Genomic DNA, 18,571 nt, shown 5'->3' on the forward strand with positions numbered 1-18,571 from the left:
GCCACCGGTCGCCCCTCGCGCGGTCCCTCGCCGACCCCGCGCGGGCCGGCCGCATCGAACCCGGCGGATCCGGGTAGCGGACGCGACATGAGCTCGTCGTCGGACCGCGAACCCGACCGGTCACCGGACCGGCCGGCGTCCCCGCCGCCCGCCACGGACCGGACCCCGGACCGGCCCACCCCGCACCCCGGGACCGGCGGCGCGGCCGGCCGCCCGTCCCCGGCCGACGAGGCGTCGTGGTTCACGCCGCGCACGCCCTACGCGCCGGTGCCGCCCCGCCACACCACCGGCGACCAGGGACCGGACGAGACGCGGGACCCGTCGCCCGCGCCGTTCGCGGCCGACGCCGCCTCCTCCGACGACCGGCCCTCTCGCGACACCGCGCCCTCCGGCGACACCGCGCCCTCCGGGGACACCGCGCCCTCGGACGCCGGGGACCCGCCCGCCGACGACGCGGCCTTCGCGGTCGCCGCCGAGGAGTCCGAGGCGTCCGACGGGTCCGCGGCCTCGGACACCCCTGACATCCCCGACGACACTCCTGACGGCACCCCCGACGACACCCCGACGGCGACCGGCTCGTCGGACGAACGCTCCGCTCCGGACCGCGACACCGGATGGCGCACCGCCGCCGGTCTCGGGGCCGTCGGCCTGGGCGCCGCCGGACTCGGTGCCGCCGCCCACGCCCGCGGCACCGACGACGCCGACCGGTCCGACGGCACCGACGGGCCCGCCCCGTCAGACTCGTCGTGGCCCGGTGGGTGGAGCTCCACCGGGTCCGCCGCGTCGCCGGGTTCCTCGATGTCCCCGGGCCCGTCCTCGTCCTCCGTGTCGGGCGGGCCGTGGACGCGCCGTCCGGTCCACGGCCCGCCCGCCGCCGCCGACGACCCCGGGACGACCAGCTCTCCCGACGCCTCCGAGTCGGCGAGGGCGCCACGGCACGGGCTGGGGGACGATGCCGGCGCAGGACCCGTGTCCTCGGGACACGGGTCGGACCCCGATGACGAGCCCGCCGCCACCACCGTGTCCTCGGGACACGGGTCGGGCCCGGGCGACGAGCCCGCCGCCACCACCGTGTCCTCGGGACACGGGTCCGGCTCCGATGACGAGCCCGCCGCCACCACCGTGTCCTCGGGACACGGGTCGGGCCCGGGCGACGAGCCCCCCGCCACCACCGTGTCCTCGGGACACGGGTCCGGCTCCGATGACGGTCCCGCCGCCACCACCGTGTCCTCGGGACACGGGTTCTCGGGATCGTCGGGCACCGGCTCGGAGACCGGCACCTCGCCCGGCGGGTCCGCCGACGACGACCCGCTCGGGGTGGGACCGGTGGACGTCGACCCCGACGACGACGTGCCGAGCCTCGCGCCGGAGCGCCCGCGGGACGACGTCCCCGACTCCGACGCCGACAGCGCGCCCGCGTCGCGGCCGACGGCCGCCGAGGACGCGCCGGGCGACCTCACCGCGCCCGACCCGACCGGCGCCGACGTCCCGGCGGAGGAGCCGGCCGGGGCGCCGTCCACCGACCCGAGCGAGGTCTCGCCGACCGCGGCCGCGGCCGCCGTGGGCGCCACCGCCGTCGGCGCCGCCGCAGTCGGTGCCGCCGCGGCGACGCCCGACACGGCCACGCCCGGCACGACCACGGCCACGCCCGAAGCGACCACCACGGGCCCGGCCAGCACGAGTACGACCGCCACCGCGACCCCGACGCCGCCGACCCGCCGGCCGTCGACCCCCGCTCCGGGCATCCCCGCCGACGCGGTCGACCGGCACCGGCTGCCCGAGGGCCGGATCGGGATCGACGAGGTGACGCCGGAGATCTCCGGCGGGCGGTTCCCGTCGAAGGCCGTGGTCGGCGAGGTCGTCCCGGTCGAGGCGACCGTGTGGCGCGAGGGCCACGACGCGGTCGCGGCGACCGTCGTGTGGCAGAAGTGCGGGGCGAGCCACGGGCAGGACCCCGACGCCACACAGCAACACTCTTCGGGCCATTGCGGGGACGAGGCGCCGCGCAGCACGCGGATGGTGCCGACCGGGCCGCTGACCGACCGGTTCGCCGGCCAGGTGGTCCCGGACGCCGAGGGCCTGTGGAGCTTCCGCGTCGACGCGTGGAGCGACCCGTGGGCGACGTGGCGGCACGCCGTCGACGTCAAGACCCGCGCCGGCCAGGGCAGCGCGGAGCTGGCCAACGACCTGGAGACCGGCGCCCGGCTGCTCGAGCGTGGCGCCGAGGGCATCCAGCAGCGCCTGCGCGACACCCCGCGCCTCGCCGACGACGACCCGGTCGATCTGGCCCGCCAAGCCGGTTCGACGTCTGACGCTCCTTCGTCGCGTCAGCCGTCGACGGCGGCGGGGGGCAGCGAGAGGACCGGGGGCATCGCGATGCCGCCCGCCCTCGAGCTGGCGCGCACGCTCACCCGCGCCGCGGAGGCCCTGCGCGACACCGACAAGGACCTCCGCGACCGCATCGGACCGGCGATGACCGCGCCGGTGCACCGCACGATGACCGAGCACCCGGTGCGGGAGCTGGTCACCGAGGGCCGCACGCACCACGTCCAGGTCGAGCGGTCGGTGGCGCTGGCCGGAGCCTGGTACGAGTTCTTCCCCCGCTCGACCGGCGGGTGGGACTCCGCCGGCGACCCGGTGCACGGCACGTTCGCCACCGCGACCCGCGAGCTCGACCGCGCCGCGGCGATGGGCTTCGACATCGCCTACCTGCCCCCGATCCACCCGGTGGGCACGGTCAACCGCAAGGGCCCGAACAACACGCTGACGCCGGGGCCCGACGACGTCGGCTCGCCCTGGGCGATCGGTTCGGCCGCGGGCGGGCACGACGCGATCGACCCGAACCTCGGCACGATCGAGGACTTCGACGCGTTCGTCGCCCACGCCCACGACCTCGGGCTCGAGGTGGCGCTGGACCTCGCGCTGCAGTGCGCGCCGGACCACCCGTGGGCCGCCGAGCACCCGGAGTGGTTCACGATCCGGCCCGACGGGACGATCGCGTACGCCGAGAACCCGCCGAAGAAGTACCAGGACATCTACCCGGTCAACTTCGACACCGATCCCGAGGGGATCTACGCCGAGGTCCTGCGCGTGGTCCTGTACTGGATGGAGCACGGCGTCCGCGTGTTCCGGGTGGACAACCCGCACACCAAGCCGCCGAACTTCTGGAACTGGCTGATCGCCGAGGTGCACCGCCGCGACCCGGGCGTCGTGTTCCTCGCCGAGGCGTTCACCCGTCCCGCGCGGCTGTTCGGGCTGGCGAAGGCCGGGTTCAGCCAGTCGTACACGTACTTCACGTGGCGCACCGGGCGCGATGAGCTGCGGGAGTTCTTCGAGCTGCACCGCGACCGGCTCGACGAGTGCCGACCGAACTGCTTCGTCAACACCCCGGACATCCTCCACGAGTCGCTGCAGGTGGGTGGCCCGGGCATGTTCGCGATCCGGGCGGCGCTCGCGGCGACGCTGTCGCCGAGCTGGGGGGTGTACTCGGGCTTCGAGCTGTTCGAGCACCAGCCGGTGCGCCCGGGCAGCGAGGAGTACCTGGACTCGGAGAAGTACCAGCTGCGCCCGCGGGACTTCGCCGGCGCGCTGGCCGAGGGCCGGAGCCTGGAACCCTGGATCACGCGGCTCAACCAGCTGCGGCAGGTGCACCCGGCGCTGCGCCAGCTGCGGACGCTGCGGTTCCACGAGACCGACAACGACGCGCTGCTCGCGTACTCGAAGACCGACCCACTCACCGGGGACACGGTGCTCTGCGTCGTGACGCTGAACCCGTTCGGCGTCGAGGAGGGCACCGTCCACGTCGACATGCCGGCGCTGGGCCTGGACTGGCACGAACGGTTCGGGGCGTTCGACGAGGTCAGCGGGCAGACGTTCGAGTGGGGCGAGGCGAACTACGTGCGCATCGAGCCCTGGCGCGACGTCGCGCACATCATCTCGGTGGTGCGTCGGTAGATGCGTCGCGCTCCCCTCGCGGCCGTCCTCGTCGGGGCGGCGGTCGTCGGCGGCTGCGCCACGCAGGCGCAGCCCCCCGCCCCGGTCGCGGCCCCGCCGTCGACGGCACCGCCGCCCTCGTCGGCGGCCCCGCCGTCGACGAGCGGGACACCGACGTCGACGGCGCCGCCCGACGGCGGGCGCTGCGTCCTGACGGACCTCTCGGCGGAGACCGCGCCGCCGCAGGGCTCGTCGGGGCAGAAGGAGGTCCGCGTCGTCTGGACCAACGTCTCGGACCGTTCCTGCACCATGACCGGGTTCGGCGGCGTCGACCTCGTCGCCTCGCCGCGCTCGGACGACCGCTACTCGCTCCCCCGCCAGGAGCGGGCGACGTCCACGGTGCGTCTGGCGCCCGGCGAGCGGGCGCACTCGACGATCACGTACCTGCCCGAGCCCTCGGGGTACGCGGCCTCCAAGATCTTCGCCACACCGCCCGACGAGACGCACTCCATCGTCCTCGACTGGCCGGGCGGGCCGGTGCTGCGCCAGGCCGGCGCGACGCGGCCCGGCAACTACCTCGGGCCGGTGCAGGCCGGGGCGAGCTGAGCGCCGCGACCCTGTGCGCCCGCTGAGAAACCGGGCGCATCGGGCACGATCCGGGGCCTCGCGCCGTTGGACACGGTGAGAGCCATCGGGAGGTCTGAAGTGCGCATCCTCGTCGCCCTCGCGGTCTATCTGGCCGTCGAGATCACCGTGCTGGTCCTGGTGGGCCAGGCGATCGGGTTCTGGGGCCTGCTCGGGGTCCTCGTCCTCTCGGCCGTCGTCGGCGCCTGGGCGATCAAGCGGGAGGGCCGCCGGTCGATGAGCGAGCTGGCCACGGCCGCGCGCTCCGGGCGCCCGGCCGAGGCCGAGGTGGCCGACGGCATGTACGTCGCGCTCGCGGGCGTGCTGCTCGTCGTGCCCGGCCTGCTCTCGACGGTCGCGGCGCTCGTGCTGCTGGTGCCGGGCGTGCGCCGGGCGCTGGCCCGCCGCGCCGCCGACCGGGCGGTGCGCGCCGGGAGCGCCCGGATGGGCCCGGCTGTCACGGTCATCGGGGCCAGCGGGCCCGCCGGGTGGGGCCCGGGACCCGACGCGGGGCCGGGCCGCGCGCCGTACCGCGGCACCGTCATCGAGGGCCGGGTCATCGAGAGCGGCGAGGGCTCCTGATCCACAGGAGTCGGCGCCCGGACCGGTGCGGCGCGCCGCTCGGTTCGACCACTAGCGTGACGCCTGATGAACGAGGGAGTCAGCGCACCGGGCGACGAGCTCGTGGCGGACGACACGACACACGACACCAGCACCTACGACGCCCCCAGTGCCGCCGACTTCCGGCACGCACGCACGCTGCCGGTCGAGGACGGCTGGTACAAGCGCGCGGTCTTCTACGAGGTGCTGGTCCGCGCGTTCGCGGACTCCAACCGTGACGGGTTCGGCGACCTCCCCGGACTCACCGACAAGCTCGACTACCTCGCCTGGCTCGGCGTCGACTGCCTGTGGCTGCCCCCGTTCTACGACTCCCCGCTGCGCGACGGCGGCTACGACATCCGCGACTACCGCAAGGTGCTCGGCGAGTTCGGCACCGTCGAGGACTTCGTCGAGTTCGTCGACCAGGCCCACGCGCGCGGCATCCGCGTCATCACCGACCTCGTCATGAACCACACGTCGGACCAGCACTTCTGGTTCCAGGAGTCGCGGCGCGACCCGGAGGGGCCGTACGGCGACTTCTACGTGTGGTCCGACGACGACACCCGCTGGCCCGAGGCGCGGATCATCTTCGTCGACACCGAGTCGTCGAACTGGACCTACGACTCGGTGCGCGGGCAGTTCTACTGGCACCGCTTCTTCTCCCACCAGCCGGACCTCAACTTCGACAACCCGGCCGTGTGCGAGGCGATGATCGACGCGCTGCGGTTCTGGCTGGACCTCGGCATCGACGGGTTCCGTCTCGACGCGGTGCCCTACCTCTACGAGCGCGACGGCACCAACGGCGAGAACCTCCCGGAGACCCACGCGTTCCTGCGCCGGGTGCGCAAGGTCGTCGACGACGAGTACCCCGGCCGGGTGCTGCTCGCCGAGGCGAACCAGTGGCCCGCCGACGTCGTCGAGTACTTCGGCGACGCCGACGCCGGCGGCGACGAGTGCCACATGGCGTTCCACTTCCCGCTGATGCCGCGCATCTTCATGGCGGTGCGGCGCGAGTCGCGCTTCCCGATCTCGGAGATCCTCGCGCAGACGCCGGCGATCCCCCACAACGCGCAGTGGGGCATCTTCCTGCGCAACCACGACGAGCTGACGCTCGAGATGGTCACCGACGACGAGCGTGACTACATGTACGCGGAGTACGCCAAGGACCCGCGGATGAAGGCCAACATCGGCATCCGCCGGCGCCTGGCCCCGCTGCTCGACAACGACCGCAACCAGCTCGAGCTGTTCACCGCCCTGCTGCTCTCGCTGCCCGGCAGCCCGGTCCTCTACTACGGCGACGAGATCGGGATGGGCGACAACATCTGGCTGGGCGACCGCGACGGCGTCCGCAGCCCGATGCAGTGGACGCCGGACCGCAACGCCGGCTTCTCCACCTGCGACCCGGGGCGGCTGAACCTCCCCGTGATCATGGACCCGGTCTACGGCTACCAGGCGGTGAACGTCGAGGCGCAGTCGAACTCGACGGCGAGCCTGCTGCACTGGAACCGTCGCATGATCGACATCCGTAAGCAGCACCCCGCGTTCGCCCTCGGCAGCTTCCACGAGCTCGGCGGCTCGAACCCGAGCGTGCTCGCGTACGTCCGCGAGCACGTCGGCCCGGAGGGGGACCGCGACGTCGTGCTCTGCGTCAACAACATGTCGCGCTTCCCCCAGCCGGTGGAGCTCGACCTCATCGCGTGGAAGGACAAGGTCCCCACCGAGCTCACGGGCGGTGTGCCGTTCCCGGCGATCGGGGAACTGCCCTACCTGTTGACCCTCCCGGGTCACGGGTTCTACTGGTTCGCCATCCATCCGGCCCAGGAGCGCTGATGCCCGCCACGAGTCCCGACGGGACCGACCCGCTCGACGGACTGCACGACGACCTGCTCGCGTGGCTGCCCACGCAGCGCTGGTTCCCGGCGAAAGGCCGCGAGATCGCGGGCCTGCGCACCGTGGCCCACGCGGTGGTCTCCACCCCCGGCGAGCTGCCCACGGTCGAGCACGCGGTCATCGGCGTGTCCTTCACCGACGGGGCCGGCAGCGCCGAGGAGCGCTACCAGCTCGTCCTGGGGGTGGCGGCGAGCCCGCCGGGCGACGTCGAGTACGCGGTCATCGGGCGCCGGCGCACAGCCGACGGCGGCGACGAGGTCGTCTACGACGGCCTGGCCGACGGGCGGATCAGCCGGCTGTTCCTGGCGCTGATCACCTCCGACGCCGCGCGCGGGACCCTGCGCTTCGTGGCCGAGCCGGGCACCGAGGCGCCCATCGTCGGCCCGGGACGCCCCCTGCTCGGCGAGCAGTCGAACAGCTCGGTGATCTACGGCGAGCGCGCGATCATGAAGCTGTTCCGGCGGGCGACGGTCGGGCTCAACCCGGACCTCGAGCTGCACCGGGCGCTGGGCCGGCAGGGCAGCGCCGAGGTCGCACCGCTGCTCGGCGCGATCGAGGGCGAGCTGGACGGCGAGCCCATGACCGTGGCCATGCTGCAGTCGTACGCCGCGAACTCCGCCGACGGCTGGTCGATGGCCCTGACCAGCGTGCGCGACCTGCTCGCCGAGGCCGACCTGCGGCCCGACGAGGTCGGCGGCGATTTCGCCGGCGAGGCCCACCGCATCGGCAAGACCGTCGGCTCGGTGCACCGCGAGCTCGCCGCGGCCCTGGGCTCGGGGCCCCTCGACGCCGCCGGGGCGGCGGAGATCGAGGCGTGGATGCTCGAGCGGCTCGACGACGCCGCGGAGGCGGCCGAGGGCGTCCGCGAGCAGCGCGACGCGATCGCGGCCGTGCTGCGCGGGGTCACCACGGCGGGCCCGTCGACGGTGCAGCGCATCCACGGCGACCTGCACCTGGGCCAGGAGCTGCGTACCCCGACCGGCTGGCTCGTGATCGACTTCGAGGGCGAGCCGTCGAAGTCGCTCGCCGACCGCGTGCGTCCCGACTCGCCGATGCGCGACGTCGCGGCGATGCTGCGCTCGTTCGACTACGCCGCGTTCCACCAGCTCTCGGACTGGGAGCAGTCCGCCGACGAGGCGGACCCGCAGCTCGAGCGCCGGGCGCAGGAGTGGGCCGACCGCAACCGGTCCGCGTTCTGCGACGGCTACGCCGAGATCACCGGCACCGACCCGCGCGACAACCCGGCGCTGCTGCGGGCCTACGAGCTCGACAAGGCGGTGTACGAGGTGCTCTACGAGACCCGCAACCGCCCAACCTGGGTGTCGATCCCGCTGCGGTCCATGCGCCGCCTGCTGACCGACACCGGAGCGGCCCGCCGCTGACCCCCTGACCGGCGGGCGTGGGACCCCGGCGCCAGGGGTAGTCCGCCCGATACTTCTTCCGACCTCGAGGAGCCCGTGAGCGTGCCCGCCGTCCCCGCCCACCGGAGCGTCACCGTCACGCCGTCCGACCTCGACGTCCACCTGCTGATGGAGGGCTCGCACCGCGACCCCCACGGGGTGCTCGGGCCGCACCGCGACCCGCAGTCGCCGGGCACGGTCGTCGTGCGGGCCCTGCGTCCCGGCGCCGACGCCGTCGACGTCGTGGTCGACGACGGCCCCACCGCCGGGCGCTACCCGCTCGCCGAGGTGCACGCCGCGGGCGTGTTCGCCGCCGGCGTGCCCGGCCCCCTGCCGCGCTACCGCCTCGCGACGCGCCGCACCGATCCGGCCACCGGTGAGACCGTCGAGACGATCACCGACGACCCGTACCGCTTCTCCCCGGTGCTCGGGCCGGTCGACCTGCACCTCATCGGCGAGGGCCGCCACGAGCGGCTCTGGGACGCGCTCGGCGCCCACTTCCGGCGCTGGCCGACGCCGTCGGGCCCCGTGGAGGGCACCTCGTTCGCGGTGTGGGCGCCCCACGCCCGCGGGGTGCGCGTGTGCGGCGACTGGGACGGCTGGGACGGCACGGCGACCCCGATGCGCGCGCTCGGCTCCGGGGTCTGGGAGCTGTTCGTGCCGGGCCTGGGCGACGGCACCCGCTACGGGTTCCGGATCCTGTCGCCGGACGGGCACTGGCTGGACAAGGCCGACCCGATGGCGTTCGCCGCCGACCTGCCGCCGACGCCGGCGTCCGTGGTCACCACCTCGACCCACGAGTGGGCCGACCAGGAGTGGATGGCGCGGCGCGACGCCTCGTCCCCGCACGCCGAGCCGATGAGCATCTACGAGCTGCACCTCGGCTCGTGGCGCCAGGGGCTGACCTACCGCGAGCTGGCCGACGAGCTGGCCGAGTACCTCACCGTCTCCGGCTTCACCCACGTCGAGCTGCTGCCCGTCGCCGAGCACCCGTTCGGCGGCTCGTGGGGCTACCAGGTCAGCTCGTACTACGCGCCGACGTCGCGCTTCGGCAGCCCCGACGACTTCCGCTACTTCGTCGACCGCCTGCACCGCGCGGGCATCGGCGTGCTCGTCGACTGGGTGCCGGCGCACTTCCCCAAGGACGAGTGGGCGCTCGCCCGTTTCGACGGCACGCCCTGCTACGAGCACGGCGACCCGCGCCGCGGCGAGCAGCTCGACTGGGGCACGCTCGTGTTCGACTTCGGGCGCTCGCAGGTCCGCAACTTCCTCGTCGCCAACGCGCTCTACTGGCTCGACGAGTTCCACGTCGACGGGCTGCGCGTCGACGCCGTCGCCTCGATGCTCTACCTCGACTACTCGCGGCCCGACGGCGGCTGGACGCCCAACCGCTACGGCGGGCGGGAGAACCTCGAGGCGGTGTCGTTCCTGCAGGAGGTCAACGCCACCGTCTACAAGAACCACCCGAGCGCGGTGACGATCGCCGAGGAGTCGACGGCGTGGCCCGGCGTCACGCGGCCGACGCACCTCGGCGGGCTCGGCTTCGGGTTCAAGTGGAACATGGGCTGGATGCACGACACGCTCGACTACGTCGGGCGCGACCCCGTGCACCGCGGCTACCACCACAACCAGATGACGTTCTCGATGACCTACGCGTACAGCGAGAACTACGTGCTGCCGCTCTCGCACGACGAGGTGGTGCACGGCAAGGGCTCGCTGTGGACGCGCCAGCCCGGCGACGACGACCGCAAGGCCGCGGGCGTGCGGGCGCTGTTCGGCTACATGTGGGCGCACCCCGGCAAGCAGCTGGTGTTCATGGGCGGCGAGTTCGGCCAGGTCCGCGAGTGGTCCGAGGAGCGCTCCCTGGACTGGGAGCTGCTCGACGACCCCCGCCACGGCGGTCTGCGCCGGCTCGTGGGCGACCTCAACGCCGCCTACCGCTCGCTGCCGCCGATGTACGAGCTCGACATCGACCCGACCGGCTTCTCGTGGATCGACGCCAACGACGCCACCGGCAACGTCCTCTCGTTCCTGCGCTTCGACAGGGCCGGCAACGCCGTCGCCTGCCTGGTCAACTTCTCGGGGGTCGACCACCCGAACTACCGCGTCGGGCTGCCCTCCACGGGTCGCTGGCGCGAGGTGGTCAACACTGACGCCGAGATCTACGGCGGGCGCGGGGTCGGCAACTACGGCGCGGTCATCGCGACCTCGTCGCCGTGGCACGGCCGGCCCGCCTCGGCCGAGGTGACGCTGCCGTCGTCGGGCGTGCTGTGGCTCGCGCCGGCGTGACGGGTGTGGCTGCTGTGATTCGCCGAACGTCACCCACGCGGGGCACGTCGCGGGCATGATGTCGCGCGTGCGGGGATCGCTGCGGGCGTCGATCGTGGTCTGTGCCGTCCTCGCCGCCCTGGTCACGGGGGCCTGCGCGTTCCCCCAGGACGGGCGGGCCGTCGCCGGGCCGGAGGTCACGGCGGGCATCGACCCCTCGTTCGTGCAGGGCACCGACGGCAGCGACCAGGACCGGCTCGCCGCCGCGGTGCTGCGCGACCTCGAGGGCTACTGGGGCCAGACGTTCCCGACGCTCGCGGGCGGCCAGGCGTTCGCGCCGCTGAAGGGCTACTACTCGGTCGATCCCTCGGGACGCAGCGGGCCCGCTCCCGCCGTGCCGTGCCTGCGCAACCCGCGCGAGGTCGAGGGCACCGCGTTCTACTGCCCGGACTCCGACATCATCGCCTGGGACCGCTCGGGGCTGCTGCCGCAGCTGCGGCGCGAGTTCGGCGACGCGGCGGTCGTCGTCGTGATCTCCCACGAGTTCGGGCACAGCGTCCAGCAGCGCCTCGACCGCGACGGCACGCTGCGCTCGGCACCGACGATCGTGCTCGAGGCCCAGGCCGACTGCTACGCGGGCGTCTTCCTGCGCCGCGTGCGCGACGGCTCCCTGCCCGACCTGCGCACGGGCGTCGACGGCATCGACGGCGCGATGGGCGCGCTGATCACCTTCCGCGACCCGGTGGGCACGTCCCCGCGCAACGCCGACGCCCACGGCAACGCGTTCGACCGGGTCACGTCGTTCCAGGACGGGTTCGACGGCGCGCCCGCCACCTGCGCGGCCATCACGCAGGACCGCACCTTCACCCAACAGTCCTTCCGGTCCGCCGACGACGAGAACTCCGGCGGCAACCTCGGGCTCGACCCGCTGATCCGGTCGATGCAGCCCGACCTCGACCGCTTCTTCGGCGGTCTCGTGCGCCAGCGCGGCGGGCAGTGGGCGACGCCCGGCTCCGAGCGGGGGCGCGCGACGTGCTCCGACGGCGACGACACCGAGGTCCAGGGCCCCGTGGCCTGGTGCGCGACACCGTCGGCGGTGCACATCGACACCACCGGCACCCTCGCCGCCGACCACGCCCGCATCGGCGACTACGCCACCGGCACCCTCCTGGCCTCCCGCTACGGCGCCGCCGCCCTCGCCGCGATGGGGAAGCCGACCACGGGCGCCGAGGGCGGGCGCGCCGCCCTGTGCCTCGCCGGGGCTTACAGCGCCGCGGTGGGCACGGGCAACAGCGGCTTCGCCCTCTCCCCCGGCGACCTCGACGAGGCCGTGACCCTGCTGCTGCGCGAGGACACCGCCTCCCGCGGCACCGACGGCGTCGCCGCCGCGGGCACGGGCTACGAACGCATCCGCGTCTTCCGCGCCGGCGTCGACCAGGGCGCCGACGCGTGCCTGCGAGGCGTCTGAGGTTTGTCAGCGAAGTGCCGTCACAGACGCTGAGCGTCCGTATCGGTACTTCGATCACTCGCCGGCCGCGGCCGGCAGGCGCCTAGTAGAGCGCGCGGGCCAGGGCGCGGCGGGCGGTGGTGACCCGCTCGTCCTCGGTGCCGAAGAGCTCGAACAGCTCGACGAGGTGGGTGCGGGCGCGGTCGCGCTCGTCGCCGGCGGTGCGGGACACGGTCTGCACGAGCCGGTCGAAGGCCCCGGCGACGTCCGAGGTCGCCAGCTGCGCGTCGGCGGCGGCGATCTGGGCGTCGACGTCGTCGGGCGCGGCGTCGGCGCGGGCGATCGCCGACGGGTCGGCCGACTCGGCGCGCTGGAGGAACTTCACCTGCGCCAGCGCCGCCTGCGCCTCGGCGTGGTCGGGCTCGCTCGCGAGGATCGTCTCGTAGGCCTGGGTCGCCGCGGCGTAGTCGCCGCGCTCGAGCGCCTCCTCGGCGGCGACGATGCGCGGGTCGTCGGGCTCCTCGACCGGCTCCTCGCCCGCGACGGCGCCCCCGCCGCGCGCCTCGGCCTCGGCGATGCCGGGCATCTGGTCGCGCAGCGCGTCGAGCAGCTGGGCGATCCACTGGCGCAGCTGCGGCTCGGGCTGGGCGCCCTGGAACTGGGTGACGGGCTGGCCGCCGGCGACGACGACCACCATCGGGATCGACTGCGCCTGGAACGCCTGCGCGATGCGCGGGTTGGCGTCGACGTCGATCTTCGCGAGCACCCACGCGCCGCCGCCCTCGCCCGCGAGCTTCTCGAGCACCGGGGAGAGCTGCTTGCACGGCTGGCACCAGTCGGCCCACAGGTCGACGACGACCGGGACCTCGTTGGAGCGGTCGATCACCTCGGCCTGGAAGGAGGCCTCGTCGACGTCGATGACGGTGACCGGGGCACCGCCACCGGCGCCACCGGCGGGCGGTCCGCCCGCGGCGGGGTCGACGGGACCGCCGGGTCGCTGCTGCGCGGCGCCCGACGTCCGAGCCTCGGCGCGGGCCTTGAGGCCGGACAGGTCGACAGCCCCGGCCATCGCCGAGGACAGAGCTGCGGCCTGGGCCGCCTGGCGGGAATCGGGTCGTGCCACGGCGTCAAGTCTGCCACCTGGGAGTGGCGGGCGACTCAGGCCCGGACTCAGCCCCGTAGGCGCTCCTCGACCCGCGCGACCTTGGCCTCCATCTGGCCCGTGTGGCCGGGCCGGATGTCGGCCTTGAGCACGAGCGAGACCCGCGAGCCGTACCGCCCGGCGGCCTCGGTCGCGCGGCGCACGACGTCCATGACCTCGTCCCACTCGCCCTCGACCGACGTGAACATCGACGAGGTCTCGTGCGGCAGGCCGGACTCGCGCACGACGCGGACCGCGGCGGCCACCGCCTCGGACACCGACCCGTCCTCGGCCGGCGCCCCGTCGACCCCGACGCCGGACGGGGACACGCTGAACGCCACGATCACGGCCGCCAGCCTGCCACGGATCCACTGCTAGGTTCGGGCCCGTCATGACCGCGTCCGCACCGCTGCCGTTCGACCCGATCGCACGGGCCGCGTCGATCTGGGGCGAGCGGATCGGCGAGCCGCGCGCGATGGCCGCCGTCACCAGCGTCATGCGCGTCCAGCAGATCCTCCAGCAGGCGGTCGACGGAGCGCTGCGCGCGCACGGGCTGACGTTCGCCCGGTACGAGGCACTGGTGCTGCTGCGGTTCTCGCGGGCGGGGTCGCTGCCGATGCGGATCATGGGCGAGCGGCTCCAGCTCCACCCCACGTCGATCACCAACATCGTCGACCGCCTGCAGGGCTCCGGTCTCGTCGCCCGCCGTCCGCACCCCACCGACGGGCGCACGACGCTGGTGGAGATCACCGACGCCGGCCGCGAGCTGTGCGCGGCGGCCACCGCCTCGGTCACGGCGATCGACTTCGGCCTCGTCGGGCTCGACGAGGAGCAGACCGAGGCGCTCACGGGCCTGCTCTCGCGCGTGCGTCACGCCGCGGGCGACTTCGCCTGAGCCGACCGCAGCACCCCGGCCTCGAGGTGCCGGACCTCGTCGACGAGGTCGAGTCCCTCGGCGCGGTGGGCGAGGAGCACGACGGTCCGGCCGGTCCCCGCGTCGAGCAGGTCGGCGATCAGCTCGCGCGCGGTGGCCGGGTCGAGCCCCTCGGTCGGTTCGTCGAGCACGAGCACCGACGGGTCGGCGAGCAGCGCGCGGGCGGTGGCCAGGCGCCGTCGCTCCCCGCCGGAGACCGACCCGGCGTCCAGCCACGTGTCGAGGCCGTCGGGCAGCCCGTCGAACCAGGTCCCGAGCCGGACGCGGCGCAGGACGGCGACGAGCGCGGCGTCGCCCGCGGCGGGGGCGGCGAAGCGCAGGTTCTCGCGGACGGTCGTGGCGAAGACGTGGTCGTGCTCGCCGACGAGGGCCACCGCGCGGCGCCACGCGTCGCCCGGAACCGTGGACGCGTCGACGCCACCGAGGCTCACGGTGCCGTGGCGAGGGTCGAGCAGGCGCAGCAGGACCGCGGCGAGCGTCGACTTCCCCGACCCCGACGCCCCGGTGACCCCGAGCCGTCGGCCGGCGGGGAGGTCCAGGTCCAGGCCGCGCAGCGCGGGCGTCGCGCCCCAGCCGGCGGTGAGGTCGCGGACGCGCAGGTCGCCGCGCCGGACGCTGCGGGCCTGCGCCGGCTCGGTGGCGGGCGGCGCCGGGTCCTCGAGGACCGCGAGGCGCGCACGCGCCCGCCGGCCGCGCACCACGGCGGCGGCCGCCGCGGGCAGGCCGAGGACGGTCTCGCCGAGCGCCAGCGGCGCGAGCACGGCGACGGCGGCGAGCTCCGGCGACGCGCTCGCGGGCGCGGCGAGGGCCGCGGCGACCGCGGCGGCGCCGAGCCCGAGCTGGGCGAGGGCCCCGGCGAGCGCCCCGCCCGCCGCGTCACGCCGACGGGCGCGGGCGAGGCCGGCGGCCCGTGCCCGGGGGACCGCGAGCAGGGCGCCCCGCGCGGCGAGCTCGTCGCGCGCGGCGTGGGTCTCGACGACAGCGGCCCGCAGGGCGTCGGTGCCCTCCTCGACCGCGGGCGCCGCCCGGCGTGCGGCCACCGCGGCGACCAGCGGCGCGACGACGACCGTCACCGCCAGCCCGGGCAGCAGCGCGGCCGCGAGGGCGGGGCTCGCGAGGGCGGCGGCGCCGAGCAGCACCGGCAGGGCGAGCGTGGCGACGGCCAGCGGCAGCACCCCGCGGACCAGGCCGTCGAGGCGGACGTCGACGTCGTCGACCACCCGCGCCAGCAGGTGGCCCCGCCGGCCCGCGACCGCGCCCGGCACCCTCGGCACGAGCGCGGCGACGACCCGCCGGCGCCACCGCACCACCCGCGCGAGCCCGTCGGCGTGCGCCGCGACGCGCTCGAGGTGCCGCAGCACCGGGCGCGCGATCGCGAACCCGCGCACCGCGACCACGGCGATCGAGAGCACGAGGATCGGCGGCTGCGCCGCGGCGCGGGCGATGAGCCACGCCGCCGCCGCGGTCAGCGCGACGCCCGCCACCGCCGCCCCGGCGCCGAGCAGCATCGCGGTCGGGAGCCCGCGCCGCGCCCGGGGTTCGCGTAATGGTGCAGCGAACGGGCGGTTCGCTGCTTCTATGCGCGCAAAGTCCCCGTTCGCGGCGGAGCTCGGCGCCGCGACGTCGTCCGCGCGGGGTGCTGGAGCGAGGGCGTCCCTCGCTGCGCCCGACGCAGCGAGGGCGCCCCTCGCTCCGTCCGGTGCCTCGCCCGCCGTCGACACGAACGCGCCGTTCGTACGCATAGAAGCAGCGAACGGCGCGTTCGCTGCATCCACGCCCGGCGCCGCGAGGTCCACGACGCGGTCGGCCGCGGCACGCAGCGCTGGGCGGTGGGCGACGGCGAGCACGAGGGCGCCGCGACCCGCGAGCGCCCGGAGCTCGGCCACGACCGCCCGCTCGGTGTCGGTGTCGAGGTGTGCCGTGGGCTCGTCGAGCAGGACGACGGCGCCACCCGGGTCGCGGGCGGCGTCGCCGAGCACGGCGGCGAGGGCGAGGCGGCGGCGCTGACCGGACGACAGGGAGCGGCCGGCTTCGGCCACCGCCGTCGACGGGGCGAGCGGAAGGCCGAGGCGCACCAGCAGCGACGGCGGCGCGTCGCCCAGCGCCTCGCCGACCGTCGCGGCGTGCGGCAGCTGCGGGTCCTGACCGAGCACGAGAAGCCGCCCGCGCAGGACGACCGAACCCGCGGCGTCGGCAGCGTCGTCGAGCGTCCCGGACACCGCGCGCAGCAGCGTCGTCTTGCCGGCGCCCGACGGCCCGGCGACGACGACCAGCTCCCCTCCCGTGGCGTCCAGCGCCGGCACCGCCGGCGCAGCGGAGAGACGGCCGGGGTGGCGCACGACGAGGTCGCGCACACGGACGTGCGCCGGCCCGTCGGCGACGGCACGCACGAGGCCCGAGGGCACGGCCGTCGCCAGCAGCGCGTCCCGCTCGTCGAGCACCGCGGTCGCGCGCGCCGTGTCGTGGAACCGGGCCCCGGCCTCGCGCAGCGGGCGGTGGGCCTCCCCGGCCAGCAGGATCGCGACCAGCGCCGGCCACAGTGCGACCGCGCCCTCCACCAGGCGCACCCCGGCCCCGACGGCGACGAGCCCGACCGAGAGCGTCCCGAGCAGTTCCAGCGCCGTCGAGGACAGGAACGCCACGCGCAGGACCCGGACGGACGCCGCGCGGTGGCGCTCGCCGAGGTCGGTGACGGTGTCGACGGCCCGGTGGGCGCGCCCGAACAGCCGCAGCGTCGCCAGGCCCGCGACGGTGTCGAGGAAGTGGCCGGCCAGGCGCTCCCCCGCCGCCCACTCCCGGCGCGCCCGGGCCCGCGCCGCCCAGCCGAGCAGCACCGCGAACACCGGCACCAGCGGCAGCGTGACGGCCACGACCAGCGCGGAGGTCGGGTCGGCGAGCGCCAGCACCACGAGCACCGCCGGCGGCAGCACGACCGCGAGCACCAGCGCGGGCAGGGTCGCGGTGAACCAGCCGCGCAGGGCGTCGACCCCGTGCGCGGCCAGCGGCACCACGGCGGGCGCGTCGGCGTGGGCGAGGTGCCCGAGCAGCCGCTCGCGCTCCCGGTCCACCACCTGCTCGCCGGTCCGCGCCGCGAGCCACGGCTCGAGCCAGGCGAGCACCGCCCGGAGGACCACGACGAGGGCCAGCACCGCGATCGCCGCGTGCGGGACCACCCCGGGGCCCGTCACGAGCGCCGTCACGACCGACGCCGCCGCCAGCGCCGCCGCCACCGTGCCGGCGGCCTGCGCGACGCCGACGAGCACCAGGCCGAGCACCCCCGGCCACGCACCGCGGGACAGCGCGAGCAGGCGGGGATCGACCGGGCCCTCCACACGGGTCGGGCTCCGCTCCGCTGCGTCTCCCGACGTCACGACGCCACCCGCTCGCTCGCCACCCGCCGCCGGAAGACCCAGTACGAGAACGCCTGGTACGCGACGACACCGGGCAGGACGACCACCGCGGCGACCGTGATCAGCCTCAGCGCGCCGGGGCTCGCGGCCGCCCCGTCGACGGTCAGCGAGAACGCCGGGCCCAGCGTGCTCGGCAGCACGACCGGGAGGTGCGACGCCAGGACGGCGACGACCCCGCCGGCCACGGCCACCGAGGCCGCGGCGAACGCGAGCACCTCACGGCGCAGCGCCACCAGAACGGCGACCACCGCGACCCCCACCAGCCACCACGGCTCCACGACGGCCACGACGAGGGCCGCGGGCACCAGCGCCCCCAGCGCCGCGACCCGGGCCCGTGCCCGCAGCGGGCCGGTCGTGCGCAGCCCCAGGAACGTCGCGCCCTGGACGAGCGCGACGGCGACACCGAGCACGGCGCCGAGCAGCGCCGGCCCCGACACCAGCGGCGCCAGCGACCGCTCGAGCCCGGAGCCGGCCACCTCCCCGTCCGCGCCGAGCGCGAGGCCGGTCGCGAGGACGCCCAGCACCGCGCCCCACAGCGCCGCGACCAGCAGCGACGACCCCGCGAGCACGGCGTCGCACACCGCGCGCCAGCGCGCCGTGCCGCCCTTGCCGCGGAACTCGATCGCCACGCCGCGGGCGGCCAGCGCGAGCAGGATCGCCACGTTGGGCAGGTAGAGCCCGCTCATGAGCGCCGCGTACCAGTCCGGGAACGCGGCGAACGTGACGCCGACGGCGGCCACGAGCCACACCTCGTTGCCGTCCCAGACCGGGCCGATGGTCGTGACGCCGGCGGCGCGCTCGTGGTCGTCGCGCCCGAGCACGCCGGCGAGCACCCCGACGCCGAAGTCGAAGCCCTCGAGCGCGAAGAACAGCACCCAGCACGTGATCGCCAGCGCGAACCAGAGGGTCGGGAGGTCCACGTCG

At 75.6% G+C, this 18,571-nt stretch carries 12 protein-coding genes; 8 read left to right on the plus strand and 4 right to left on the minus strand.

Annotated features, from left to right (window positions below; translation table 11 throughout):
* Nucleotides 1-1,773: 1,773 nt before the first annotated feature.
* The 7 genes from ACR9E3_RS14330 to ACR9E3_RS14360 all read left to right on the plus strand — a co-directional run bounded on the left by ACR9E3_RS14330 (nucleotide 1,774) and on the right by ACR9E3_RS14360 (nucleotide 12,183).
* Nucleotides 1,774-3,954, plus strand: coding sequence for an alpha-1,4-glucan--maltose-1-phosphate maltosyltransferase (locus tag ACR9E3_RS14330; RefSeq protein ID WP_460381011.1), 2,181 nt, complete (start codon nucleotides 1,774-1,776; stop codon nucleotides 3,952-3,954).
* Complete coding sequence (locus tag ACR9E3_RS14335) at nucleotides 3,955-4,539, plus strand: DUF4232 domain-containing protein (protein ID WP_460380964.1); 585 nt, start codon at nucleotides 3,955-3,957, stop codon at nucleotides 4,537-4,539.
* Between the two features lie 99 nt (nucleotides 4,540-4,638).
* Nucleotides 4,639-5,139, plus strand: coding sequence for an FxsA family protein (locus ACR9E3_RS14340; protein WP_460380965.1), 501 nt, complete (start codon nucleotides 4,639-4,641; stop codon nucleotides 5,137-5,139).
* 66 nt (nucleotides 5,140-5,205) lie between these two features.
* Nucleotides 5,206-6,987 carry a maltose alpha-D-glucosyltransferase gene (gene treS / locus ACR9E3_RS14345; RefSeq protein WP_460380966.1) on the plus strand — a complete coding sequence of 594 codons (1,782 nt, stop codon included), beginning with the start codon at nucleotides 5,206-5,208 and terminating at the stop codon, nucleotides 6,985-6,987.
* Complete coding sequence (locus tag ACR9E3_RS14350) at nucleotides 6,987-8,429, plus strand: maltokinase N-terminal cap-like domain-containing protein (protein WP_460380967.1); 1,443 nt, start codon at nucleotides 6,987-6,989, stop codon at nucleotides 8,427-8,429. Before treS ends, ACR9E3_RS14350 begins: the two co-directional genes overlap by 1 nt.
* An 81-nt stretch (nucleotides 8,430-8,510) precedes the next feature.
* The gene (gene glgB / locus ACR9E3_RS14355) at nucleotides 8,511-10,736 is read left to right on the plus strand and encodes a 1,4-alpha-glucan branching protein GlgB (protein ID WP_460381012.1); all 2,226 of its coding nucleotides are present in this window, start codon (nucleotides 8,511-8,513) and stop codon (nucleotides 10,734-10,736) included.
* 58 nt (nucleotides 10,737-10,794) lie between these two features.
* Nucleotides 10,795-12,183 carry a neutral zinc metallopeptidase gene (locus ACR9E3_RS14360; protein WP_460381013.1) on the plus strand — a complete coding sequence of 463 codons (1,389 nt, stop codon included), beginning with the start codon at nucleotides 10,795-10,797 and terminating at the stop codon, nucleotides 12,181-12,183.
* A gap of 82 nt (nucleotides 12,184-12,265) precedes the next feature.
* On the opposite strand, the gene ACR9E3_RS14365 is transcribed toward ACR9E3_RS14360, so the two are convergent.
* Together ACR9E3_RS14365 and ACR9E3_RS14370 are read right to left on the minus strand one after the other, a co-directional pair.
* Nucleotides 12,266-13,231, minus strand: a complete 966-nt coding sequence (locus ACR9E3_RS14365; protein WP_460381014.1) for a tetratricopeptide repeat protein — start codon at nucleotides 13,229-13,231, stop codon at nucleotides 12,266-12,268.
* Nucleotides 13,232-13,332: 101 nt separating this feature from the next.
* Entirely contained in the window at nucleotides 13,333-13,650 is a 318-nt protein-coding gene (locus ACR9E3_RS14370; RefSeq protein ID WP_460380968.1) for a thiamine-binding protein, read from the minus strand.
* A gap of 44 nt (nucleotides 13,651-13,694) precedes the next feature.
* Between ACR9E3_RS14370 and ACR9E3_RS14375 the strand changes: the two genes are divergently transcribed.
* The gene (locus ACR9E3_RS14375) at nucleotides 13,695-14,198 is read left to right on the plus strand and encodes a MarR family winged helix-turn-helix transcriptional regulator (RefSeq protein ID WP_460380969.1); all 504 of its coding nucleotides are present in this window, start codon (nucleotides 13,695-13,697) and stop codon (nucleotides 14,196-14,198) included.
* Here the strand turns inward: ACR9E3_RS14375 and cydC are convergent.
* Together cydC and cydB are read right to left on the minus strand one after the other, a co-directional pair.
* Nucleotides 14,174-17,569, minus strand: coding sequence for a thiol reductant ABC exporter subunit CydC (cydC, locus tag ACR9E3_RS14380; protein WP_460380970.1), 3,396 nt, complete (start codon nucleotides 17,567-17,569; stop codon nucleotides 14,174-14,176). The two genes, ACR9E3_RS14375 and cydC, sit on opposite strands and share 25 nt — an antisense overlap.
* A 35-nt stretch (nucleotides 17,570-17,604) precedes the next feature.
* The gene (gene cydB / locus ACR9E3_RS14385; protein ID WP_460380971.1) at nucleotides 17,605-18,567 is read right to left on the minus strand and encodes a cytochrome d ubiquinol oxidase subunit II; all 963 of its coding nucleotides are present in this window, start codon (nucleotides 18,565-18,567) and stop codon (nucleotides 17,605-17,607) included.
* Nucleotides 18,568-18,571: the final 4 nt, after the last annotated feature.

The organism is Actinomycetospora sp. C-140 (assembly GCF_054796175.1).

What these genes read in the sequence shown, in the direction of transcription:
- ACR9E3_RS14365 (WP_460381014.1), bottom strand. Translation starts at nt 13,231, where the DNA reads ATGGCCGGGGCTGTCGACCTGTCCGGCCTCAAGGCCCGCGCCGAGGCT.
- treS (WP_460380966.1), top strand. Translation starts at nt 5,206, where the DNA reads ATGAACGAGGGAGTCAGCGCACCGGGCGACGAGCTCGTGGCGGACGAC.
- ACR9E3_RS14375 (WP_460380969.1), top strand. Translation starts at nt 13,695, where the DNA reads ATGACCGCGTCCGCACCGCTGCCGTTCGACCCGATCGCACGGGCCGCG.
- ACR9E3_RS14360 (WP_460381013.1), top strand. Translation starts at nt 10,795, where the DNA reads ATGTCGCGCGTGCGGGGATCGCTGCGGGCGTCGATCGTGGTCTGTGCC.
- ACR9E3_RS14335 (WP_460380964.1), top strand. Translation starts at nt 3,955, where the DNA reads ATGCGTCGCGCTCCCCTCGCGGCCGTCCTCGTCGGGGCGGCGGTCGTC.
- ACR9E3_RS14350 (WP_460380967.1), top strand. Translation starts at nt 6,987, where the DNA reads ATGCCCGCCACGAGTCCCGACGGGACCGACCCGCTCGACGGACTGCAC.